The sequence below is a fragment of the Pedobacter sp. KBW06 genome (assembly GCF_003852525.1).
Taxonomy (GTDB): Bacteria; Bacteroidota; Bacteroidia; order Sphingobacteriales; family Sphingobacteriaceae; genus Pedobacter.
This window is the reverse complement of sequence record NZ_QAJL01000001.1, coordinates 1,532,220-1,556,662: the sequence shown is the minus strand read 5'-3', so window position 1 is coordinate 1,556,662 and position 24,443 is coordinate 1,532,220. Positions and strand designations below refer to the sequence as shown.

Genomic DNA, 24,443 nt, shown 5'->3' with positions numbered 1-24,443 from the left:
TAAATTCGCTCGGAGAAAATATGGAAGTAAAGCCCGAATATATTCAATTAAGCGATCTGGAACTCAGCAACCTCTTATCAGAGGGGGATGAAATCGCTTATACGGAGATTTACAACAGGTACCATGGGTTGCTATATATTCATGTTTTTAACAAACTCCGTCATAGGGAAGATTCCCGGGATATTGTACACGATCTTTTTATCAGCCTCTGGAACAACCGGGAGAAGCTGGTCTTAAAAACAACGCTTTCTTCTTATTTGTATACTGCGGTGAGGTATAAGGTTTTTGACTTGATCTCGCACCGTGAAGTTGCCTCCCGCTATGTGGAATCGGTTTCCAGATTTTCGGAACAGGAGGGTGGCATTACCGATCATGCCATCAGGGAAAAGCAGTTTCTTGCCATTATCGAACAGGAAATCGCAGCCTTGCCTAAAAAGATGAGGGAAATTTTCGAGATGAGCAGGAATGGGAATTTAAGCCATAAGGAAATTGCTGCAGAATTGGCGCTCTCCGAAAAGACGGTTAAAAAACAAATCAACAACTCGCTTAAGATCCTGAGAAAGAAACTTGGAACGGCCCTATTTACCGCTTTTATTTTATAACCGAAAGATTTTTATCTTTTTTCTACGCCCTGAGGGAAACTTGTCCGACTCTAATGTAAACGGGAAGCTTTTAGTTGTAGAAGCGGAACAAAAAACATAGTCCTCATGATGAAAAATACTGAAGTGCTTGTCTTATTGGAAAAATACCGGGAAAAGAAATGTTCTGAGCATGAACTTGCTTTTCTGAACCGCTGGTATGAAAACAGGGACGTTAACGGAATTGCCACACTCAATGAAACCGAATTTAAGGAAGACCTGCTTTACATCGCGGAAGGTCTGCCGTTATATACTCCTGTCATTCATCAGCTGCCTGTCGATAATGAGGTTCCAGTGGTTCATAAACGCAGGCTATGGTCACAGATCAGACCGGTAGCCGCTGCCGCAGTTTTACTGATCGGAGTGTTGCTTTACCTGTATTCACCCTATTTTGGAAAACAAAGCGGCTCAGCTCAGCTGATTGCCTTAAAGGTACCTGCTCATCAGCAGCGTCAGCTGACTTTAGCCGATGGAAGTACCATTTGGATCAATGCAGGATCGAAAGTATCGTACCCGAAACAGTTTGATGGGAAAACAAGGGAAGTTTACCTGAGTGGAGAAGCTTATTTTGACATTAAGCAGGATCCTTCCAAACCTTTTATCATCCATACCGGAAAAGTGCGGACCACTGTTCTGGGCACCGCATTCAACATCAAAGAGGATCCCGGATCTGACCGGATCACAGTTACCGTAACCCAGGGAAAAGTAAGTGTAGCCAATGGTAAGGAACTGCTGGGGATCGTTACGCCAAATCAGCAGATCAGTTTTAATACAAGGAACAATACCTATGCTTTAGCCAATGTCAATGCACAAAAGGCCATCGAATGGCAGAAAAAGGACCTTTATTTTGATGACATTAGTTTTGCAGATGCAGTAGCTATACTGGAGCAGCGCTTTAAAGTAAAGATCAGTTTTGAAAACAAAAAGATAAGTGCCTGCAGGTTTACCGGAAGGGCTTTAACAGGGGAGGACCTGGATCAGATCTTAAAGGTCATCTGTTCTTTTAACAATGCCAGTTACCAGACTCAGGCAGATGGTGGTATTTTGATCAAGGGGGAGGGCTGTGAAAACTAACCTGACCCTGACCATCCTGTTCAGCTTGCTGCTGTTTTTCAACGCTGCAAAAGCGCAGGACATGACCAAAGAAAGCATCAGCCTCGGACTTAAAGACGAAAGCGCAATTGATGCCATTAAAAAAATAGAAGCGGAGACGAACTGCCGGTTTTACTATCGAAGTGCAGAACTCAAATCCCTGGAGCACCTTTACTTCCCTTCTGAAAAAAGAACAGTGGAAGAAACATTAAAGCTCATGTTTCAAAATACGTTCTTTTCCTTTCGTCAGGTAGATCAGCACATCCTTCTGGAATGGAATAAAGTGCTTTCATTCCAGGTCAGAGGAAGATTAACAGACCCGGAACATGCAGGTGTCAGTCTCGCTACGCTCAGCCTGAAAGATGTTCAGCAAAATAAAATCATCCAGACTAAACTGACCGATACCGGAGGTTATTTTCAATTGAATATTAAGGAAAGTGGCGCTTATCTGTTATTGGTTTCTGCGGTAGGCATGGATTCCCTGTCCATTGCTTTCAGACTTGAGCACAAACCCCTTGTCCAACTGCCGGACCTGATCCTGACCACTAAACCAAACCGCTTAAAGGAAGTGAACATTACCGGTAAAAAGGCCTTTATCGAACAAAAGATCGACCGGACCATTGTGAATGTAGGCGCACTGATCTCTAACGAGGGCGCAAATGCCCTGGAGGTTTTAGAGAAATCTCCAGGGGTAAGTGTAGATGCAAATGGAAAAATCAGTTTCAAAGGAAAACCGGGGGTGACGGTCCTGATGGATGGTAAGCTGACTTATCTTTCCGGCAGTCAGCTGGCCGGATACCTGAGGTCGATCCCTTCCGCAATGTTAGATCAGATTGAACTCATGGACAATCCACCGGCAAAATATGATGCAGCAGGTGATGGGGGAATGATCAATATCAAAACTAAAAAATCCAGGGCCGAAGGTTTCAATGGTACCCTTTCTGCAAGTTATGGCCTTGCACATTACGGACAAACCTCGGAGAGCCTTAACCTGAATTACCGGAGAAATAAAGTAAATCTTTTTGCCAATGCGAGTTACGGGCTGAGCCAGGGTTTCCGGCAAACAGAATTGCTGCGGGAGATCTCTGATGATCATGGTAACCTGAGTTCGGTGTTCAGGCAAAACCTGCTCATTAAACCGAAGAACAACAATACCAATTTAAAGCTGGGAATGGATTACCAGCTTTCGCCAGGTACCACCTGGGGCATCGTATTTAACGGGAGCTTTTCTCCGGGAAGTTTGAAACTCCCTTCCTCGAATTACCTGTATAACGGCCAGGGAGAATTGGATTCTACGGTAGTGGCCGACAATACCGGTAAAAGTAATTTTAACAAAGCCGGGCTCAGTTTGAATTACAATCACGAATTTGAAAGCAAGGGAAAAGTCTTATCATTTGACCTGGATTACCTGAAATATAATGCCGGTAACAAAGAGCAGTTCCTGAATTCCACTTACCTGCCGCAAGGAACCCTGGTTGCGCAGCAAATGATGACCAGCAATTTGCCCTCCGACATCAGTATCTATTCCATAAAAGCCGACTATACACATCCTTTAAAAGCCGGGGCTAAATTCGAAACGGGATTTAAAAGCAGTTATGTAAATACAGACAATGAAGCAAGTTATTTTAATGTACTTGATGGACGCAGCAGTCCTAATTACAATTTTTCCAATCAGTTTATTTATAAAGAGAACATCAACGCAGCCTACCTGAATTTCAGGAAGACGATAAAAAGGTTTGAATTTCAGGCCGGACTCCGACTGGAAAATACCAATGCAAAAGGAAAGCAGGTTGGCAATGTTTCACACCCTGATTCTTCTTTTGTAAACCATTATACCAACCTTTTCCCAACTACGTATTTATCTTATAAGCTGGATACTTCGGGAACGCATCTCCTTGTCGCTTCTTACGGGCGAAGGACCGGAAGACCTTACTATAAGGACCTGAACCCCTTCGTGCAGCCCTCAGATAAATTCACCTATACTGCTGGAAACCCATTTCTAAGGCCACAATTTGCAGATTATTATAAATTGGCCTATCACTATAAGCAATTGCTGAGCGCGGCTGTATTTTATACGCGTATTTCTGATCTTCAACATGAAGTGGTCCGGCAGGATGGGAACATTTTTATCGATGGAACAGGAAATATCGGGACTGCCGATTATCTGGGTGCTTCCCTAAACCTGGCACTTTCTCCTTTTTCCTGGTGGACGATCAATTCTTACATGCAGGTTGTTCACAATCAATATAAAGGACAACTGTTTTCCGGCATTCTCGATCAGTCTTCTACTTATTTTGAGACGAATACCTCCAATCAGTTTAGCCTTCCCAAAGGATGGAGCGCTGAACTCAGCTTTTTTTATGTAGGCAAACAGGCTAAGGGACAGGCATTGATCGATCCCTTTGGACAGTTCAATGCAGGGGTTCAAAAGAAACTGATGCAGAATAAGGCAGCCCTCAAATTCAATGTCAGGGATGTTTTTAATACCTATAAAGCGGATGGGCTCACCAACTTCATTCCTAATGTCTATTCCACTTTTAGAAACCGGTTTAATGCCCAGGCTTTTACCCTTGGCTTTACTTATAGCTTTGGAACAGCCGGGAAGAACAACCGACGAAACAACGGAGGTGCAGAAACGGAACAGAGCAGGGTGAAAAATTAAAGCAATTGTTTTCGGTAAGCACCCGGAGTCATTCCCCTGTGCTTTTTGAATAACCGCGATAAATAGCTTTCATCCGTAAAATTGAGCTCTTCTGCGATCTCACTAATCCTCATATTGCTATGGGCAAGTCTGGTTTCTACCAGCTTTAGCCTGTAGTTGATCACATATTCCTGGATGCTTTCTCCGGTGCGCTCCCGGAAAAGTTCCCCAAGGTAATTTGGAGAGAAATTAAAATGAGCGGCAATGGCCCTGATCCGCAGACGTTCAGGCTCGGCAATGTATTGCTGTAAATAGGCAACGATCTGGATGATGTCGTTCTTTGGTGTCTTCCTGCGCAATTTCAGAGGCTCCGCCAAGGAAATGTTGCGGGCAAGGAGATTCACCAGGGTGGAGACAGATTGACGGATAACGAGCAGGTAACCGGCTTCTTTCTGCTGGTATTCCCGGATGACGGCCGAAAGGAGTACTTTCCCAAACTGTTCATCGTCCGGATTGCGGTATACACATCCTGCCTTCGCATGGAGGTTGTTGAAGAGGTATTGCGCTTTCTTTGTCCAGTCGCAGAATTCCAATGCCTCTACTTCATTTCTAAACTGAGAAAAGGATAAGTCATTGAAGCGGATAAAAAGGAAACCGGTCTTGCGTTGCAGCGCAAAGGAGTATTTGTCTTCCGGGCTGAGCAGAAATATTTTGCCATCGGAATAATCGTGGGTATTGCCATTGATCAATGCCTTTCCCGATCCGGAGATGACATAGACCAGTTCAAACACCTGGTGTGCCGCAGGGCCCTTCCAGACTTCTGTTTCCAGCAGAAACAGGTCAAAAGGCTGCTTTTTTTCCTTGGTATACATCTCCGCAAATGTACAGGATAATCCTTTTAAAGTCCAATTTATCTCCCGGACATTAGTGCTTCCTTTGTGCCCTGAATGAATTGATATGGCAGAAATGAACAGCACAATCCCTTATCCTGCCCGCTGGCAGGCCTTAGCGGTACTATTAATGGGTGCCTTTTTATCCCCCCTGGATTTCTTTATCGTAAATGTAGCCTTACCGGCGATGCAACTGGATTTACATGCCAACAGTTCTGAGCTGCAGTTTATCGTTACCGGATATGGCGCTGCTTATGCGGTCTTTGTGGTCACCGGCGGGCGTTTAGGAGATATATATGGCCGAAAGCGCATCTTTATGACTGGAATGTGCCTCTTTACCCTGACCTCTGCTGTTTGTGCAATGGCCCCAAATGCGGAAGTACTGATCGCTGCAAGGATCTTACAGGGCCTGGCCGCGGCAATGCTGGCACCACAAGTGCTCTCCTCCATCAGGGTAATCTTTCCGGCAATAGAACAACCAAAGGCGATGGGGTTGTTTGGCGCTACCTTTGGACTGGCGGCTATCGCCGGACAGCTTTGTGGCGGAATGTTACTGGAATGGCAACCTTTTGGATTAAGCTGGGAAACGGTTTTCCTGATTAATGTTCCAATTGGCCTTATCGCCATTGTGCTCGCTTTCCTCCTTATTCCGGAAAACAGGCCGGAAAAAAGACCCCGGCTCGATATAGCCGGAGTGCTCCTCATTTCTATTACTTTGTTCCTGTTTATCTATCCGCTCATCAAGGGGAGGGAGGCTGGCTGGCCACTTTGGGTATTCATTTGCATGGCGGTGTCTTTACCTTTTGGACTATGGTTTATACGTACCGAACAAGGCCTTACTGCCCGGGGGCGCGACCCTCTGATCTATTTAAAGCTGTTTAAGGACAAGAGATTTGTCACAGGACTGGCAGTTATTTTTCTTTTTAACAATAGCGCTTCCTTTTTTATGATCTATCCGGTTTATTTGCAAAGCGGCTTTCACTGGACGGTATGGTCTGCAGGTCTGGCGGTATTGCCTTATGCGGCCGGATTCTTTATAGGACCGCTGCTTAGTGCAATATTGGCTAAGAAATATAAGCATCAGGTACTGACCATCGGACTGTCCCTATTGAGCACCGGATTTATCCTGTCGGCTGGAGTATTGTGGTATGATCCACTACCGGGCGCATTTTTATACGGTGCATTATTATGTGCTGGTATAGGTCATGGTATTGTGATGCCGGTTGTGGTGAGGCTGGTGCTGGCAGATACGCCTGTCGCCACCACAGGCCTGGCCGCTGGTATTGTAAGTACAGCCATCCAGTTGGGCAGTGCCCTGGGAGTTGCGGTCATAGGGACATTATTCTTCAGCATCCTTCCGCTTGTTGGCAGTTATACGAATGCTTTTATGATTGCGCTCCTTGTATTGGGATCACTGGAATTAATCGCATTGTACTATGGAATAAAGTTGAAAAAGAATAACTATTAATCATATGAATTTAAAAGAATTGGCGAGCCGTGAAATTGTTCATTTCCATGAGCAGATTGGAAAATGGTTTCGTGGAGAGATGAGCCCAAAAGAAAAAGAAGAAATGCTGGCATTGCCCGGTTTTCATGCAGACTTTAAGATGATCAGTCCTACAGGAGCGTGCAAGAGCCGTACTGGCCTGGCAGATTGGCTGCCTTCGGTTTATGGTGCAAAGCCTGGCATAGTGCTGGAAGTAAAAAACATCAGCTTGCGTTTTGAACAGGCAGGAGCACTATTGATGGAATATGTAGAGATACAAAGTGGAGGAGGTATGGACAATACACGGATTTCAACAGCTTTATTTGTGCAGAACGAAAAGGAACAGCTGCAATGGTGGAATCTGCACGAAACCTTCCTGCCATAAAATGACCATAAAACAAAAAAAGGTGCCGCTGGATTGAAGGGCACCTTTTACTTTTAAGCGGTAAACTTTAGGACTTTGGATAAACTTTACCATTTTTGATCACTCCAAAGATGTCTTTGGTCGCAGAAATGTTTTCCAGTGGATTGCTGTTCAGGATGAGGATATCAGCTCTTTTACCTTCCTTAATCTGTCCTCTGTCGGAAAGTCCCGTTGCTTCTGCCCCGATCATGGTGGCCGCATGGATCACCTCCCGGGTTGTGAATCCGCATTTACTCACCATCAATGCCATTTCTTCATGAATATTAGGAAGAGCGGTACCTTCAGGAATCATCCAGTCTGTTCCTACAGATACTTTTACACCGGCCTTATGCATGCTTTTGGTAATGTAAAAGGCATTGACATCATATCCTTTATTTAAGGAGGATAAATAAATCGTCGCATCCAGAATCACATTGTTCTTTTTCATCAATGCCATTAAAGGAGCCAGCTGAGGGAAATCCATTTTTAATGCGGAATATCCATTGTGGTCATTGACCATTTTTCCATTCTTTCCTACCTGCTCCCAGGGCACATCATGGGCATGAGAAATGACTTTTACCCCGGCATTAACCGCTTCCGAAGGAATGGCAGGCATGACCGTAGCATGAGACCAAACCTGCATCTTTTGTAATGTGGCTTCCCTTGCCAGCTTTTTTACCATCGCTCCGGAGATATCCGAATAAATCTTTATTCCTGTTGCACCACTTCCTTTGGCCATGGCAATGATGTCATGGGCATTGTCCTGCTCATGAACTGTTTGTCGCCAGCCAATGGACTGATTTTGCAGCCCTAATATTTCTCTGTCGCCCATCATTTTCATGTAGTTCGGACCAGCCAGAAAAGCAACATAAAAGATGTCTGGCGAAGGAATCTGATCCAGATTTGCGGAGCGCTGGTAACCGGCCATTAAACGACCATCACCACCCATATCTCTCACCGTGGTAATGCCGCCAATCAATACGCGTTCCAGGTCATGATGCGTTCTTTTATTCAGCTCCTCGATGCTGCCTTCCGTCATCGTCCCCAAATGGACATGGGTATCAATTAAGCCGGGCAGAATAAATTTTCCGTTCAGGTCCATTATTTTTGCTTCTTCATATCCTGCTTTCTGCGGCTGCCCTTTCGGAAGGATCGCGGTAATGAGGCTGTCTTCCAGATATACATCCGCAATCATCGCCGGCGAATGGAGTGTTCCATCGATGACAGTTCCATTTTTTAAAATCGTTTTTTCCGTTTTCTTTGGACCTGTCTGCTGTCTTTTCTGTGCAAAAATACTCAGGGGTAAAACGCAGAGCATTAGGATTATTCTCAGTTTATTCATTATTTTTTCAAATTGTGATTCAGTAATTCTTCCAGTTCTTTTTCTGAGATGTTCTGTGCAATGACTTTTCCGGTTTTATCGAGAAGGAATACGGTGGGTAAGCTGACCACACCATATTTTTGAGCCAGTGCCGAATCCTTTATTCCGCTGAGTTCTGATACCTGGATCCATGGAAGCCCATCTTTTTTTACGGCATTTTCCCAAAGATTCCTTTTGTCGTCCATAGAAACCGAAACCATTTCAAAACCTTTGTTTTTATAGTGTTCGTAAATGGGTTTTATCTTTTGGTTTGCCGCGCGGCAAGGGGTACACCAGGAGGCCCAGAAATCCAGGACTACATATTTTCCTTTCAGTGCAGATAGGTTAAAGGATTTTCCGGCCAGGGTAGAAATGCTGAAATCCGGTGCCTGCTGTCCAACCAAAGAGGCTGCAGCTTTCTGATCATACAGCCGGAGTAATTTTTGGTATTCAGGAGCGTAGCTGAGCTCCGGAGAAAACAAAGATTTCATCTCCTGAAGTTCTTTCAGGTTCATCACTTCAAATTGTGGTCTCATGATGTGCAGGACAGCCAGAGAAGAAGGATATTTACGAATGTATTTATACTTAATGTCCATTTCTTTGGCATTTAATGTATTCAATTCTTCTCCTTCTTTAATGCGATCTTCCTTTGGCAGTTTTTCATAACGCGTTGCAATCTCCCTCATCTGCGCGGATAGGGAGGCCGTTTCAGCCTCATAACTGTCTTTGATTCCCATTTGAGTTCCACCATGGATCTCTTCCTTGTTTTTCCAGTCGCTTTGCATCAGCAGCTGATAGTTTTCATTTTCCAGAAGCAAGCTTAAAGACCTCCGTATCTTCCTGATTTGAACAGATGCAGAAAGCGGATGCTCGACTACGCCTTTAAATTTGAAGGTCCCGTTAATTACGGTCGTACTGTCAATCAGTTCGCGGCCTTTCTCTGTAAATTTATAGAGGTAGGCAACTGAAGGCTGATCAAAGTCTGCAATTCTTCCATTAATATGGTAACCTGTTTGTGCGCATACCTGATTTTTTGCCATCAGGATCATTAGTCCTGCCAGCATTGTACTTCTAAGGATTGGAATGTTCTTCATCTCTGGTCTTATCTTGGATTACGTTCAATATTCGGGTTCAGTAACAATACTTTAGGTGGGATCTGCTGTACAAAATTCTTAGAACCGGCAAGTAATTGATAGGTCTCGGCAGTATTCCCCCTGGTGTAATTCCGTTTAAAGCGACTGTCGTTGTCTAGCCGCCTCATGTCAAACCAGCGCAGTCCTTTACCAAAAAGCTCTCTTCTGCGTTCGTCGATCACGAGTTTCAGGGCCTCATCGGCGGTTGCAGCAGTCAGGTCTGCATAGTCGGCAGGCTTAAACCTTTTCTTTCTTAAATCATTCAGTAAGCTTAATGCCGGAGCAATCTGGCCACCCCGGGCTTCGCCTTCTGCGGCGATGAGCATCATTTCCGGAACACCGATATTGAAAGAGAGCTCGGTATTCAGGTATAAAGGGTAGGGTTCAGTAGTCGGTTTTCCGTTGGTTTCCAGCTTTGTGAAGTTGAACACATAGCGCAAATCTTTAGTGCCGAGGATGCTTAAAAAATCCGGGGAAATCGATGATCTTGTCAGAATAGTTCCGAAACCGGTAACTTTATAAGAGATCATTTCCGGGAAGAGGTATACAACAGACATGCCGTTAATCCCGCCATATGGTTTCAATGGATCTTTAAAGCTGAGTGTGTTGAAATCCAGTAAGGTGTTCTTTTTCTGTAAAGTAAGTCTGGCATATTGTGTTGCTTCCCTATAGTTGTCCATACTCTGGTATACCCTTGCCAGGAGTGCCAGTGCTGCAGTTTTATCATTCCTGTATACATTTTTTGCAACCTCAGGAAGCTGATCTTTTGCCAGCAGCAAATCTTTTAGAATGAGTTCATAGACTGCAGCAACAGTAGCCCTTTTTGGCTTGGCTTCCAGGTCCGGAACCGTCAGGAGCGGAACCCCCGGATCAGTCCCTGCTGTTGATGCTTCATAATCTTTGGCATAGATGTTAATCAGGCTCCAGTAGGCATAAGCGCGGTTAAAATGGGCATCCCCAAGTACTTCATTGCGCTGGGTTGCTGTGCCATCTTCGAGTTTTTCGACATCCTGAAGGATGATATTGGCGTTATAAATGTTGTTGTACATCGGATCCCAGCCACCATCGGTTTCTGTTTCTATATATAATTCAGGCAGCCATTTATAAGCTTTCGTGGTGTTGGAAGTCAGCGAAGCCAATATCCTGGCATCGCTGAGGTAGGTGTTGTCTGATAACCGCTCTAAAAGCGCATTGCTGTTGGAGGCAAATGAGGGGTTGGCGGCCAGCTCCTCATAGTCTTTGATGTATTTGGGAATAAACTTTCCTTTGGGGGTAACGTCCAGGAACTTCTTGCAGCCACTAAGGCTTAAAGCAAGTAAGATCAGGAAGCAGTATGGTTTCATCAGTAAATAGTTTGATGCTTTCATCTTGTGGTTGATTTAATGATTTAAAGACTAATGTTAAGACCGATAGTAGTAATGATGGGCTCTGGCAAGGCATAAGTGTAACCTCCTGAACCCATTCTTACGGCTTCAGGATCAATGCCATACTTGTTGGCCTTGAACAGATACAGGTTGTTCATTTGAGCGACCACTCTGACCGCTTTAAAAGGAGTCCTTTTTAACATTCCTGGATTTAAACGATAACCGAACTGTACTTCCCGCAACCTGACGAATGAAGCATTAATGATGCTGTTGCTGGATAAGGTCGCAACTCTGGAATAATCATCACTCAGGTTTTCAAATCCCGGAATTGCAGGTATTTCGGTAAACTGTTCATCTCCAGGTTTGCGCCACCTGTTGCTGATCTGGTCATTGTAGCTGCCGCTCCAATCGTATCCATACATATTTGGCATCTCCCGACGGGTCACATGGCCATAGTTAAATGCCAGGAAAATCATCGCCTCAAATCCTTTATAGCTAAAGCTATTGGTCCAGCCGCCGCTTACTTTAGGTCTGTATGTGCCGCTGTACTCAAGAGAACCTATATTTGGAATGTATATTTTGTTTCCGTTTGCGTCATACGTTTGCGGTCTTCCGGTATTGTCCAGCCCGGCCCATTTGTAACTCCATACCGACTCCCGTTCATAGCCTTTAAGGAAGATGTCTCTGCCACTGGTTCTTGAAATGGAGGCACTGCTTTCGATCAGGTTGTTTTCCGTGATTCTGTTTTTATTGTAGGCCAGGTTAAATGCACTGTTCCATTTAAAATCACCAGCGCTAAATACATCAGCCTTTAAGTTCAGTTCAATTCCCCGGTTAATCATGCTGGCCGCATTGATCGTTGCTGTGGTCAGACCAACAGTAGGATCAAGATCCTGACTTCCCAGCAGGTCGTAACTGAATTTCCGGTAATAGTCTAAGGAAAGAGAGAAACGGTTATTTAACAATCCGATATCTGCACCCAGGTTAAAAGTTTCTGAACGTTCCCAGCGTAATTTAGGATTAGGAGGGGTTTGCAGACGGGCAACGTAGTCATTGGCAATGGTATTAAAAAAACGGTTGGCAACGAGGAAGGTCGTCGTAGAATTGCTCCGGTCGAAATTTCCCGTTAAACCGTAGCTTCCACGTAAACGCAGGTTAGAAATGCTTTGGATATGATTATGGAAGAAATGTTCATTACTGATGTTCCAGCTTCCGCCAACAGACCATAGTGGTGTTTTTCTGAACTTCGGATCTGCGCCGAATAAGTTGGAGTGATCTGTCCTGTAACTTCCGCTCAGGGTATAGCGGTCATCATAGGTATAAGCCAGCGTGGAGTAGAAGGAATATTCCCGGGTATCCCTGAATTCAAATCCTTCGTATGTGGCCGGATCATACTTATTGCGTTCTCCGTTCCACCAGATAATCCCCTGGGCGGCTAAAAGTTTAGCATCAATGTTTTGACCGGTCAATAGTTCATCGTTATAGCCAAGACGGCGGTTTTTGTTGCTCTGATTTACCGATTTTCGCAAATCAAATCCACCGATGACATTGAGGTAGTGTTTTTCTTTAAAGGTATTCGTATAGTTGAATTGGTTACGTAAAGCATAATTGCTGTAAGCTGAATTCCTGAAATCCAATACATCACCCTTAGGGATATTGAAAACCAGTTTGCCATTGGCATCTGTAGAAGTAAGGCGATTCACCAGGCTACGTACGTCATATCCGTTTTCCGCCATTAAATTTCTGCTGTCGTTGGTCGTTTTTTCGTACATGAAATCATTGGAAAGACTCAATCCTTTAAGGATTTTCCAGTCGGCACCAACCCTGGTTCTTAGTCCCCATCCGGATGCATTATTCCTGGCCTTGCGATTTTCTTCCAGAAGGTTAAAACCGTTGTCCAGGTAGCCGGAGGCTTTAAGTCTGTCGTTTTCTATTTTATTAAAACCGCTATAATCATAAATATAATTGCCCTGAGGATCCTGTAACATCTGATAAGGCATCAATGCCCTGATCTTGCCATCTATGTCAGGATATCCTGTTTTAGCAGAAATATAATTGGCCGAAAGGTCGGTACGCAGATCGAGGAAAGTAGCCAGTTTATAGGTGTTTCTTGAATTTAAGGTCAAGGCATCTGAGCCGGTGCCAACTGTTCCTGCCTGCTCGTTTTTATAGTTCCCGGACAGAAAATACTGCATCTTGTCTGATCCTCCTGAAAAGGAAAGAAAATGGCTTTGACTAAGGCTAGGGCGCAACAGCAAATTGTCGATCTGATCTTTATTGGACAGGCCAGCGAGGGCAGCCAGCCTTCTGTCACGTTCTTCCAGGCTGATTCCTCCAGCACGGTTATAGTCGTTGAAAATTCCGATGGAAGGAGAATAGCCCGATTTTGAGCCATCAAAGATCTGAGCTTCGATATAACCTCTGTCGTATTGTTCCTTCTGATAATCGATTAAAGCGGCGGCATCTGCACGGTGTAGTTTGTCGTAATCCGGTTGGTTCATCATGCGGGCATTGCCGGAATAGTTGATCTGTACATTGCCGGTTTTGCCTTTCTTAGTGGTGATGACAATCACCCCATTCGCTGCCTGCGAACCCCATACCGCAGATGCAGCAGCATCTTTAAGTACCGATACATTATCTATTTCGTTGATGTCCGGAAAGATGGTGCTCACAAATCCGTCGATCACAATCAGCGGTTGTGTTCCTGCACGCAAAGAACTTCCTCCGCGGATGCGCAGGTCGTTTAATCCGTTGCCACCCTTATAAACGCTTAGTCCCGGAACCAGGCCTTCCAGCATGCCTTCAATGGTTCTGTTGTTTCTGACTTCCAGTTCTTTTCTATCCACGATAACATAAGATCCCGGCGCATTTTTACGGGATAAAGTCTGATATCCGGTAACCAATACTTCTGTTAAAAAGGAGACATCTTCCTGCATGGTGATGTTCAGGTTGTTTTTGCCTTTTACACTGACTTCCTGTTTCTTACACCCAAGGTAATTGAATGATAAAACGTCATCCTCATTGGTTCTGATGATAAACCTTCCGCTAACATCTGTGGTTGCGCTGGTTTTTGCCTGTAATGCCCTGATCAATACCTGAGACAATGGAATCCCATCTTTGTCTACTACGATACCTGTTACAGTCTGCCTGGAAACCTGCTGCGGTACATTGTTTTTTTGCAATGGCTTAATGACCACATGGTCTTCTACAAGTTCATAACCGTACTTTCCGCCAAGTACAATGGCCATGAGCTCATCGAGTGAAGCATCGGCTACATTTACGTCTACTCTTCTGGTCGGGTCAAAAAGATCGTTGTTGTAAAAGAAGCCCAGTTCCTGGTGCTGCAGCTTCATGATCCTGAATACTTCCAGTACAGTGATGCGTTTGGCAGAGATGCTAAACTTCATGCCCTGTGCATAGGCACTGGCAGGGAAGATGCAGATGAAAATAAGGTAAAAGAAAAAAATAAATTTAAAAAGTGGCAATAAACGGCGTAAAGGCCTTTTTCTGGTAAAGGTTTGGTTCATAGTTTGGTGGTTAGGTGGTTTAGGTATTAGGGTTTCGTGATATAGAGCGTACTGTTTTTGAATTCGAATTTTACGTTTGTAGAGGTGCTGATAAACCTGAGCACTGTAGACAATGGTTTGTCTTTTTGCATGGAGCCGGTAAAGTGGAGTTTCCTCGCCCCATCATTGCTGAAGACGATTTTAACGCGGTACCAACGGCTGATCTGCTCGCAGATTTGTTCCAAAGGCATGTTGTCAAAGACGAAAACACCATCTTTCCAGGCGTAGTCATCGTAAGCAAGGCTTGTTTTTTCCAGTCCCGGTAAGGTGTTGATCTTTTTATTACTGATCCTGATCTTAGAACCCGCAAGCATGCGTTGCTTGTTTCCTTGTTTATCGGTCACATTGACAATTCCTTCAACGAGTGCGGTTTCTGTGTAATCCGCTCCTTTATAGGCGATGACATTGAAAGCGGTACCTACTGCTTCCACATCCATATGGTCTGTTTTCACAATAAAAGGATGTTTTTTATCCTTGGCGACTTTAAAATAGGCTTCTCCAACAAGCTTCACTTCCCGGATAGCCGAATTGTTGAAATCAATCCGGTAGGTCAGTTCAGAGCCCGAATTCACCCAGGCATGACTTTTATCAGGAAGGATGATCTCATATTGGGCCCCTTCAGGTACAATTAGTTTATGATAACCCTCCTGACCAACACCTGTTGCGTAGACTAAGATATTCCCCTTGTTTCTGGCAACGAGTGCATTTTGATCTCCCGAAATGTTTAAAGGTGCCTGGTCCTGTAGTTTTACGTGTTCACCATTGGGAAGAATCAGTTCTGCATGGTGGCTACCCGGCTTTACCGCAGCAAGTGTCTGCTCAGGCTTACTGCCTGGTCCGGAATAGAAGTTGCGGGATACCAGCAGGCCGACAGTAGAGAGGAGCACCAAAATGGCTGCATATTTTAGCCAGCCAGAGAATAAGGAGATTTTTAACGGAGACCGGAGAGGGGCACCAATCCTTTGCGAGACCTTTCCCCATGCCTGGTCTACATCAGGAGCATTTACCTGTTCCTGTTTAATCAGGCTGCGGAAAGTTAAAAGGTCATCGTATTCCTGCCTGTTCCCTGGCTCCAGGTTTAACCAGTCCGACAATTCCTTTTGCTCCTGCACAGTCAGAGGATCAGCAGTGATACTTCTGATCATTAAATCCTGCATTTTTGCCTTTTCTTCCGCGTTCATATCCTTCATATACTACCTTGACAACTCAGCCGGAAAAAAGGGTGATGTCAGATTTAATTTTTTTTTACAGAATAATTTAAAGGAAGTAAATGAGGACGGTGAGGTCTTTTAAGCGGGGTCTAAGGATAGAAAAAGCCTTGGTCATTTGTGATTTAACGGTGTTTACAGAAATTCCCAGCGCAGCGGCGGCCTCTTTATAACTCTTGTCTTCCAGCACGCAAAGGATCAGTACTTTCCTGCATTGAGGAGGGAGCTGGTCTATGGCTTCCATAATGCGTTCCCTGGTTTCTGCAGCTACTAAAGTGTCGCTGTCTGTCGATGCCTCGGTATGCCCTGCTTCCTGTGCATTCGCATAATTCTGTCTGATGTTTTTTGATTTGATATAGTTCAATGCTGCATTCTTAACGGAACGGTACAGATAATGTTCCTGCTGAATTTCCAGTTTTTCATTTTGAATGGCCGACCAGCATTTGACAAAAACATCCTGAACCACATCCTCTGCAACCTCCATATCTTTAGTAACGATATTGGCATAATAACAAAGTGTTTTATAGTGGTCACGGAAAAGTTGTTCAAACTGCACGTACATAATGGCTCGGCCTAATAAGTTGGGATAGCATTAATTTACGCAAAAAATTCCGCTATACGATGTATAACGGAACCCTTCTTCGCAAAATTGACCAGAGGAGATCTATCTTTTAAAGACATTATTGAGGGGCTGATAAATACTCAATGATGCTTATTTAATACTTCTTTTAAAAAAATAAAGGTAAAATTACAATTGCTTTGTGAATCGTTTAGCGGGCTATATCTTTCCAATTAAATCTGCAAGCACCTTTTCCAGTTCTTTTCCCCTCAAATTTTTAGCAATTATTTTTCCCTGAGGGTCAATCAGGAAGTTTGAAGGGATACTTTTGATGGAATATAGCTTTCCGGCATTGCCTTTTTCCGAACTCGGCGCGATCACCTGAGTCCAGCTCAGGCCATCTTTTTCAATCGCGGCAAGCCATTTTTCCCGGTCTTTTTCGGCATCTACAGAGACTCCGAGGATACTGAAGTTTTTGTCTTTAAACTGTGCATAGGCTTTAACGAGATTTGGGTTCTCTGCCCTGCAGGGACGGCACCAGGATGCCCAGAAATCAAGGAGCAGGTATTTTCCTCTGAAAGAAGAAAGTTTTACCGGTTGGTTGTCTGTGTTGTTCTGAATAAAATCCGGAGCAGTTGCCCCAATCATGATGGTACGCGCGGCCGCGATGTTTTCACTTAAAAGTTTTCCGTGTTTGCTGTTTTTTTGCCTTGCAGACAGCAGGTCAAATAAAGGGGCAACCTGTACCGGATCAATCTCACTTCCCGCAATATCATAGAGCGAAAGAAGGCTGAAGTACGAATCCGGGTTTTGTTTGATGTATTTTCTCTGCAGCATTTCCTGCGCTTTGAGCGCAATACTCCTCTTTTCTTCCATTGCTGCCCTAAAAGCGGAGTCTTTTCTCTGTGCTGCCGATGCTTTCTGATAACTAAGATCAAGCGCATTCAAGGCTGCATCCGGCCTGGCCATAAATTGTTCGTACCTGACCATTTCCTGGTTAACAGAAGAACCTTTGAGCGCTGCGGTTTTGATCGAATCTTTGATCACTATGGTCAGTTTTTCCTCATTAAGGAAGATTCTTCTTTCATCAGGCTGCTCTTTTTGCGCCAGGCCTGAGGTGTTTTTAGCCTTGAAGGTCAGTAGCGCTGGCTGCAGTTCTGTAACCTGTCCGGAGAATTCAAATTTTCCGGCAGTAACCGGCAAACTGTCTACATTGTTCCTGCCTTGCTTCTGGTACATCAGGTAAACGGTTCCTGTGGTTCCGGAATCTTTAAAGTTACCCTTGATGTGAAATGAAGTTTGCCCCCATGCCCATACCGGAATGCTGCTCAATGCGAGGAGTATTAGTTTTTTCATATTGTTCGCTGTTTGTGATCATGACAACTCAAGCGGAAAAAAGGGTGATGCCAATTGATTTATTTTAGCAAACCTTCTGGAAATGACTAAACACCTTTAAAATGGCCTAAAGGTGTTTAGTTCGGGATAACCGCATAACCAGTTTTTTATGGGATAACCGGAAAAGGCTGGTAACCGTGTTTAATTGATCAAGCCCAAAACTCGTTTTCCTTTTCCAGATCTGCGGAAAAGATTTCTGCCTGAATGATTTGTCCGTTTTCTACGGTATAGACATCAATGTTGTCTACTTCCATCGCATTCCCGTTAGGCTGACTGGCGGTCCAGCGCAGTACACAGGATGCTTTATTGCCATTTGCAGCGATCATGGTGATGTCAGTTAAACGGAGGGAACCGGCCGAAAGTTCAAACATTTTTCCTACCATCTGAAAGACCTCCGCATTTGATTTCTTTATCCCTGAAATTTGATTTTCTCCCGGTTGGTTCCAGCTAACCGATGGATGTAACAAGCTGGCCAGTTTTTCATTATCACCGTTCTGTACTGCTGTTAAGAATGCGCTAACTACGCGTTTTGCTTCGTTTTTCATGTTTTTTTATTTTTAAATGAGGGTTTGTTTTCTTGTTGTTGTTGAAACAAAGGTCTGCAACAGGAGCGGCTGGCCTGATACCTTTTGGCGACATAGGATTACCATTTTACGCCATATCTCGTTTTTGTCCTGCTGACTTCCTTATCTTCAGGTTATAAATTGAGGAAATGGAAGATCAGGTAAAGAAACTGGTATTGAGCATGCTGGCATATGTGGTACAGCGTGACCTGTCGGCCGAGGTATTGTGTCGTTTGTCAAATGTGAGCATTGCCGAACTGAAGGAAGGAAAAGTGCCCCTTTCTGCGAAACAGCTGAATGATGTCTGGCTCAATGCAGTGCATTTAACAAAGGACGACTGCTTTGGTCTGCATTTTGGAGAGTCCCTGCAATTATCGGCATTAGGAATTGTAGGCGAAATCATAAAGGCCAGTGATACGGTTGGCGCAGCACTGACAATCGCTGCATCATTGACACCATTGGTTACCAATGCTTTCTGTTTGGCTGTACTGGAGGAGGAAAATACTTTTACGGTAAAATTTGTACCCCAGCAGGAGGGATGGGAGCAATCTCCTGCCTTAGTTCAGACACTAGACCTTTTAATGGTCTTTGTGATCCATGAACTGGACGGATTGCTTTTAAAGAAGGTCAGGCCGATTGCTGTTAAATATACTGCAAATGCAAATCACCAGAAGGAATATGAAAGGGTGATGCGTTGCGGGGTGGAGTTCAATCAGTTGGAGAATGCCATTACTTTCGATCTGAAGTATTGGAAGGAACCTATTCTTTCTGCCAATTTTGAGTTGCAAAGAATGCTGGTAGAAAAGATAAAGCCTTTCAGCGGAAATATAGGGGATACCATGACCCTGCAGACCAGGGTTTACAACTACCTGATGAGCAATGCCTATTTGGGGATCATCTCTCAGGAACAAATTGCTTCAAACTTCAATATCAGCACCCGGACTTTACAACGCAAGCTGAAGGAAGAGGGGACCAGCTTTCAGCAACTGGCGGATGATGCGCGGAAAGCCCTGGCCATAAATTACCTGAAATCAGGATCGTATCCTTTGAAACAGATTTCCCATATGCTGGGATATAATGAAATTACCGCGTTCAGCCGTACATTTAAGCGCTGGACAGGAACAACACCTGCCGTTTATCAAAAGAACGGGAATTGATCCGTAATTCATTAATTTTATATCCATATGAAAAGAACAGAATGGTTTGATCGTAAATTTCCCGTAATCGAAGACAATGGTTTAATGCCTGGTATTACAGGGCGTCTGGCTGGAACGGCAGCGAGGATCGATGAATTGGTAGGAGGGCTGAACACAGCTGTACTGGAATTAAAACCAGAAGGGCATTGGAGCATAAAGGAAGAAGTAGGACACCTCCTGGATATGGAGCCTTTATGGTTCGGCAGGATAGAAGATGTGATCAACAATGAGCTGGAACTGAGAATGGCAGATTTAACCAATCGCAAAACTCATGAAGCAAATCACAATGCAAAGGATATAAAACTGCTGACAGGGCAGTTCCGTGAAGAAAGGGCAAGGCTTGTAGACCGTCTTGACCGTTTGCCGGATCAGCAGTTGTTTAACTCTGCATTACATCCACGAATGAAGATACCAATGCGTATTGTGGATCATGCTTATTTTGTGGCTGAACATGATGACCATCATCTGGCAGCGATTCGCAGCATTTTACTGAATGTGGACTCTTTGTTTTAACAGATGGTCTCAAAATAGTGCAATCTATTCTGAGACCATCTGTTTTTTACGGTTTTAGTCTTACAAGGTCTAAATCCTGAAAGTCAAACAGCAGCTCTGTTTATTGAAAGTATTCGGATAGGTCGGTTGTTTTGCCGCCCGATATGTATACTGTTTTTGAGGCGGGTGCCAGGGTCCTCTGATCGGTTATAACGAGTAATTTTGATTTTCCGGCTTCGAATTTTATGGGATCTGTAACATATTGTGAAGTAGCACGGCCTTCATTAGGCCTGATGGTGTAGCCATTCAGCACTAAAGGGCTCCCAGGGTTGTAAGGATCTGAATTCGTTCCGCTTTCTACGATATCAAAATTGTAGATATAATTTGATCCCGGCAAGGGTGGTAATTCCAGTGTTTGGAAAGAACCGTCTTTCGGGAGCTTAAACCTCAGTTCCGGGCTCACTTTTGTACCTGTAACGGTATTCGCAGCAGAGGCAAGCCTGGTGTAGAATACCAGGTCCACATCAACATTCTTGAACTGAAGTGGAAAGATGGTTTGAAATCTTGCCCTGATCATCATATTTTGTGGATTTGCAGGTGGGTCAAGCTGTATATTTCCGACAATACTTGTCCCGTCAAAAAGAAACACCAGCGACTGGTTTTCAGGGCTTACCTGGATTGTTTTTGTAAACAACACGGCAGTTTCTCCTTTTTTACGTATGGTTAGCGCTCTGGTACCGTCTTTATCCATCAGGAAGGTTAACCTGTTTTCAATCTTTGCAGAACCTTCAGCCGCCAGTTTGCCATCAATCAAAAATTCCAGTTCGCCCGAAATGGCATATCCTTTTATCAGGAGTGATACCGCATTTTCATATAATTTACTGCCGTCGTAGTAAATATTTACATGTTGTGCGAAGGGAGCATCGGTAATCTTTTTGCGCTGAAGAATGTCTGTTGTCCCTTTCTTTCTGATTTCAACTTCCGCATCCTGTCCGCTAACGGATAACATGGCATTGATGGATATCTGTCCAGGATTTGTCATTGCAGCAATGACCTCATTTTTGTATACAAACTCTAATTGTTCGGTAGAACTTCCTGCTATCGTCAACTTAACGACCCGGCCATGGTCGGGGCTGGCCAGTTCTTTTTTATTGCAGGCAGTGTAAAGTGCAATGAGCATCACACCGGCCATGTATAGTTTTAATAAATTTGCTTTCATTTTCAAATGCTTTAAAAGTTATAGCTAAGCGATGTGCTATAGGTTCGTCCAAATTTTTGTTTAAGCCGTATTTGATCGCCTTCTTCATATTTATCTGTAAATCCTTCTTTTAACCTAAGTCCGTTATCACCGGTTCCAGGAGTAAAAGGTACATGGTCATAACTACCTGTATTGACAAAGAATGTAGAGGCACTGTTGAGCAGGTTTCCGGCATTCAGTTTCACTTCAAACCTTTTCCGGAGAAACTTATAGCTGATTTGCGCATCGATTTGTTCACGTGGCATTTCGTATTCAATTTGGTTAGTGTAGAAACTGACGATATAGGTTTTGTACCCCGATTTATTATAAGCTACGTTTATACCAAATTGCTCGCCTGTGTATTGAAGCCCTGCATTGACCAGGTAAGGCGCCTGTCCGTACATTGACCTTTCCTGCTTAACAGCCACCCTGATATCTCCGTCGGTTTTAGGGTCTGGGTTTTTTACCCTGTAACTTCCAAATACACTCGATTTTTGCAAGGTAAGGTTACCATACAACGTAATGTTGCTTAAAATTTTATTGGGGTGTATGAAGGCAAGATTCTTTCTCAATTCAAATTCCAGACCGTAAACCCGGGCTTTTGAAGCATTTTCCAGGTAATAGCTGATGTTACCGGTTGCAATACTGAAGGTAAGTTCGGCAGGCTTATCAAAGTTTTTATAAAATGCACCGGCAGAAATAATTTCACCAAGGCCGGGGAACCATTCGGCCTTCAGGTCATAGCTGTTGATCCGGGTACTGGATAAACCCTGGTTACCAAACTGTGCGTTAAGTATGGGACTGAATTTAAAAAACTGGCTGTTGTCCATCAATTCAGGCCTGACCACACTACTGGAAATCGCAGCCCTGAAGTTAATCTGACTAAGAGGACTATAGGTCAGGTTTGCAGAAGGCAAAAATTGCCATGTCTTTTCGGATGGCAGCTTAAACTCACTTTTTCCTCTTAAAAATTGCCCGTTTTTGATTTCAGTATATTTGTAATGCTCTGCTCTGAGCCCCCATATCAGGCGCAGCTTTTCCATAAACCTGGTATCAAACATTAAATAACCGGCATGAGTAATGCTCTTGCCATCGTAATTATCCAGGTAATATTGGGTAATGGCATAATTGTACCCGTTTGCTCCAAAATTGGCAGGATTCACCATTTCGTTCAGCGGTAGATATCTTAAACTTTCATCCCGGTTGGCACTATAAATAAAAGATGCAATTTGCCAGTTGAACTTAGCTCTTCTGGTAATCCCAAAATAGCCGGCTTTTATCGTATTGCGCAGGCTGCCTAAGGTAAAAGGAGTGCTGGCATCTAACTGCCAGGAATAATTGGTTTCCTGATTGTGGTAATTATGACGGGACATCGGGACGATCTGTGCCTGGATTTGCGGAGAGGCAATATAAAAATAGCGATATTCTTTACCGATCAGCACAGGCATGCTCGTGGCAATGCCTAAGTCTTTTTCTTTACGGTCGATACCCGTTCTGGCAAAATTCCATTCTATCTTCAGTTTAGACAACTGATGTTGTCCGCTTAATTTATTTTGCAGTAAATTGGTAAATGTCGGATCATCTGCTTCCTGTATCTGATTTGGGGGGACACCGCTTGCCAGGTCAACAACGCCATTATCCAAATCATAACCTGTGGTTCTGATCAAGGCATTGTCATACAAATGAGTATAGGTATTACGCAGGCTGAAACGGTTGCTTCCCAATTGAAGCCCAACATTTAATAAAGCTCCCAGGGTGGTGTTGAAGTTATACGTTGCGCCATAATTGTTAAAAGTAGGCTCCCATCCGTTTCTTCGCTGCTGGTCAAAGTTGGCGATAGATTGTGTGTTGCGATAACTGAGCGCAGCGGTAAAGCCTAATTTGTTCTGGTTGGCAGTATCGATTGCAATTAACTGCCCGATGGTAAACTGGTAGTTTTGGGAAGGAGCTGCCCTGTACTTATAAAGGGTGAAATTATCGGTCTTAAATTTCTGGCTTTGCTGATCTACTTTTTGCTGAAATTCCGAATCAGTTAATGTGGTATTTGGTGCAACCCCTTTATCGGTATGTACTAAACCTTCCGGGAATTTTCGCCGGCCATCGTCAAAACCAAAGTAATCATATTTGCCCCGTTCGTGACTAAAGAAATCTTTACCCGTAGACTGGTCATTATAGGAAGTCCCTGCGGTAAAGCCCATGAAATTTTCAGACGGAATGTCTTTAGTGTTGATTTGTATCAGGCCTCCGCCGAAACTGGCATTCATATCGGGGGTTACCGTCTTGCTCACCACCACATTGTCCACCAGATTGGCCGGAATCAGATCAAAGGAGAAATTACGCGTTTGCGCTTCTGTGCTTGGCAGGATAACACCGTCCAGCATAGCTGAGTTATAACGCTCGCCAATGCCGCGTACCAATACAAATTTGTTGTCAACCGTATTTACGCCGCTGATGCGTTTTAAGCTTTCTCCGATATTTTTGTCGGGCGTACGTGCAATTTGCTCAGCGCTGATTCCATTGCTGATTTCTGATGCGTTTTTCTGTTTAACCAACAGGCCTTCGGCCGATGCCTTTTTATAACCGGAGGTGACTGCCACTTCTTTCAATCCTGTTGAAGCTGTTTTCATAGAGAGGTCAAGCGGCGTGTTTTTACCCTCTGTTACCACGATACCTGTTACCCGCTGTGTAGCGAAAGAGACATAGCTAAACTCCAGTGTATAAGTGCCGGGTGGCAGGTTTAAGATGTAGGCGCCATCGGCAGCAGCCTGGGTACCTGCACCTGTTTCGACTACCTTAACATTTGCTCCCGGAAGAGGCTGGCCTTTTTCATCTGCAATTTTTCCGGAGATCCGGCCGGGTTTTACTAATTTGTTATATTCTTTTGCCATGACCTTTACTGCATTGTTACTGAGTACATAGCGGAGTGGCTGGCCCCTGAATATTTCTGCCAGGGCAACATTCAGTTCCAGGTCTTTGACATGGATGCTCACCGGTTTTGCGCTGGCAATGAGCGAAGCGGAGAAAAAGAAGTCGACACCGCTCTGGTCGCGGATACGGTCAAATACCCGCTCTAATGGTTCGTTTGTTACATTCAGGCTGACCTTTTGCGCAAAAGTAGCCGCGCTGATTTGCAGTATGGTGATGAAGAACAGCAGCGTGGTCAATTTTATCATCAGTAGTATTTTAGTGGCATGACGCGATGGCCATACAGGTTTGTTTT

General features: G+C 44.2%; 18 protein-coding genes. 7 read left to right on the top strand and 11 right to left on the bottom strand.

Annotated elements, in window-relative coordinates:
- Positions 1 to 20: 20 nt before the first annotated feature.
- The 3 genes from DBR43_RS06130 to DBR43_RS06120 all read left to right on the top strand — a co-directional run bounded on the left by DBR43_RS06130 (position 21) and on the right by DBR43_RS06120 (position 4,392).
- Complete coding sequence (locus tag DBR43_RS06130; protein ID WP_124578898.1) at positions 21 to 602, top strand: RNA polymerase sigma-70 factor; 582 nt, start codon at positions 21 to 23, stop codon at positions 600 to 602.
- Positions 603 to 707: 105 nt separating this feature from the next.
- Complete coding sequence (locus DBR43_RS06125; RefSeq protein WP_124578896.1) at positions 708 to 1,712, top strand: FecR family protein; 1,005 nt, start codon at positions 708 to 710, stop codon at positions 1,710 to 1,712.
- Positions 1,702 to 4,392 carry an outer membrane beta-barrel family protein gene (locus DBR43_RS06120; protein ID WP_124578894.1) on the top strand — a complete coding sequence of 897 codons (2,691 nt, stop codon included), beginning with the start codon at positions 1,702 to 1,704 and terminating at the stop codon, positions 4,390 to 4,392. Before DBR43_RS06125 ends, DBR43_RS06120 begins: the two co-directional genes overlap by 11 nt.
- On the opposite strand, the gene DBR43_RS06115 is transcribed toward DBR43_RS06120, so the two are convergent.
- A complete protein-coding gene (locus DBR43_RS06115; RefSeq protein WP_124578892.1) occupies positions 4,389 to 5,243 on the bottom strand; it encodes an AraC family transcriptional regulator in 855 nt (284 codons plus the stop codon). The two genes, DBR43_RS06120 and DBR43_RS06115, sit on opposite strands and share 4 nt — an antisense overlap.
- A gap of 94 nt (positions 5,244 to 5,337) precedes the next feature.
- Here DBR43_RS06115 and DBR43_RS06110 point away from each other — a divergent pair, with 94 nt between their 5' ends.
- Both DBR43_RS06110 and DBR43_RS06105 read left to right on the top strand, forming a co-directional pair.
- Entirely contained in the window at positions 5,338 to 6,729 is a 1,392-nt protein-coding gene (locus DBR43_RS06110; protein ID WP_158622444.1) for an MFS transporter, read from the top strand.
- A gap of 4 nt (positions 6,730 to 6,733) precedes the next feature.
- Positions 6,734 to 7,132: a hypothetical protein gene (locus DBR43_RS06105; RefSeq protein ID WP_124578888.1), complete on the top strand. Its 399-nt coding sequence runs from the start codon at positions 6,734 to 6,736 to the stop codon at positions 7,130 to 7,132.
- 67 nt (positions 7,133 to 7,199) lie between these two features.
- Here the strand turns inward: DBR43_RS06105 and DBR43_RS06100 are convergent, their stop codons facing one another.
- From DBR43_RS06100 to DBR43_RS06065, 8 genes are all read right to left on the bottom strand, one after another.
- Positions 7,200 to 8,492: an amidohydrolase family protein gene (locus DBR43_RS06100; protein WP_124578886.1), complete on the bottom strand. Its 1,293-nt coding sequence runs from the start codon at positions 8,490 to 8,492 to the stop codon at positions 7,200 to 7,202.
- Positions 8,492 to 9,604: an AhpC/TSA family protein gene (locus DBR43_RS06095; RefSeq protein ID WP_124578884.1), complete on the bottom strand. Its 1,113-nt coding sequence runs from the start codon at positions 9,602 to 9,604 to the stop codon at positions 8,492 to 8,494. The genes DBR43_RS06100 and DBR43_RS06095 overlap by 1 nt, the downstream gene beginning before the upstream one ends.
- Positions 9,605 to 9,612: 8 nt before the next feature.
- Entirely contained in the window at positions 9,613 to 11,010 is a 1,398-nt protein-coding gene (locus DBR43_RS06090; protein ID WP_124578882.1) for a RagB/SusD family nutrient uptake outer membrane protein, read from the bottom strand.
- 20 nt (positions 11,011 to 11,030) lie between these two features.
- Complete coding sequence (locus DBR43_RS06085; RefSeq protein WP_124578880.1) at positions 11,031 to 14,534, bottom strand: SusC/RagA family TonB-linked outer membrane protein; 3,504 nt, start codon at positions 14,532 to 14,534, stop codon at positions 11,031 to 11,033.
- A 26-nt stretch (positions 14,535 to 14,560) separates the two neighbouring features.
- Positions 14,561 to 15,754, bottom strand: coding sequence for a FecR family protein (locus DBR43_RS06080; protein WP_158622443.1), 1,194 nt, complete (start codon positions 15,752 to 15,754; stop codon positions 14,561 to 14,563).
- Positions 15,755 to 15,830: 76 nt separating this feature from the next.
- Positions 15,831 to 16,343, bottom strand: a complete 513-nt coding sequence (locus DBR43_RS06075) for an RNA polymerase sigma-70 factor (RefSeq protein WP_124578876.1) — start codon at positions 16,341 to 16,343, stop codon at positions 15,831 to 15,833.
- Positions 16,344 to 16,559: 216 nt separating this feature from the next.
- A complete protein-coding gene (locus tag DBR43_RS06070; RefSeq protein ID WP_124578873.1) occupies positions 16,560 to 17,696 on the bottom strand; it encodes a TlpA disulfide reductase family protein in 1,137 nt (378 codons plus the stop codon).
- A 188-nt stretch (positions 17,697 to 17,884) separates the two neighbouring features.
- On the bottom strand, positions 17,885 to 18,280 hold the full coding sequence (locus DBR43_RS06065) for a nuclear transport factor 2 family protein (protein ID WP_124578871.1): 396 nt from the start codon (positions 18,278 to 18,280) through the stop codon (positions 17,885 to 17,887).
- Between the two features lie 167 nt (positions 18,281 to 18,447).
- Between DBR43_RS06065 and DBR43_RS06060 the strand changes: the two genes are divergently transcribed.
- Together DBR43_RS06060 and DBR43_RS06055 are read left to right on the top strand one after the other, a co-directional pair.
- Positions 18,448 to 19,455, top strand: coding sequence for an AraC family transcriptional regulator (locus DBR43_RS06060; RefSeq protein WP_124578869.1), 1,008 nt, complete (start codon positions 18,448 to 18,450; stop codon positions 19,453 to 19,455).
- Positions 19,456 to 19,482: 27 nt separating this feature from the next.
- Positions 19,483 to 20,007, top strand: a complete 525-nt coding sequence (locus tag DBR43_RS06055; RefSeq protein ID WP_124578867.1) for a DinB family protein — start codon at positions 19,483 to 19,485, stop codon at positions 20,005 to 20,007.
- 100 nt (positions 20,008 to 20,107) lie between these two features.
- Here the strand turns inward: DBR43_RS06055 and DBR43_RS06050 are convergent, their stop codons facing one another.
- Together DBR43_RS06050 and DBR43_RS06045 are read right to left on the bottom strand one after the other, a co-directional pair.
- Positions 20,108 to 21,205, bottom strand: coding sequence for a hypothetical protein (locus DBR43_RS06050; RefSeq protein ID WP_124578865.1), 1,098 nt, complete (start codon positions 21,203 to 21,205; stop codon positions 20,108 to 20,110).
- An 11-nt stretch (positions 21,206 to 21,216) separates the two neighbouring features.
- Positions 21,217 to 24,396: a TonB-dependent receptor gene (locus tag DBR43_RS06045; protein WP_158622442.1), complete on the bottom strand. Its 3,180-nt coding sequence runs from the start codon at positions 24,394 to 24,396 to the stop codon at positions 21,217 to 21,219.
- Between the last annotated feature and the right edge of the window lie 47 nt (positions 24,397 to 24,443).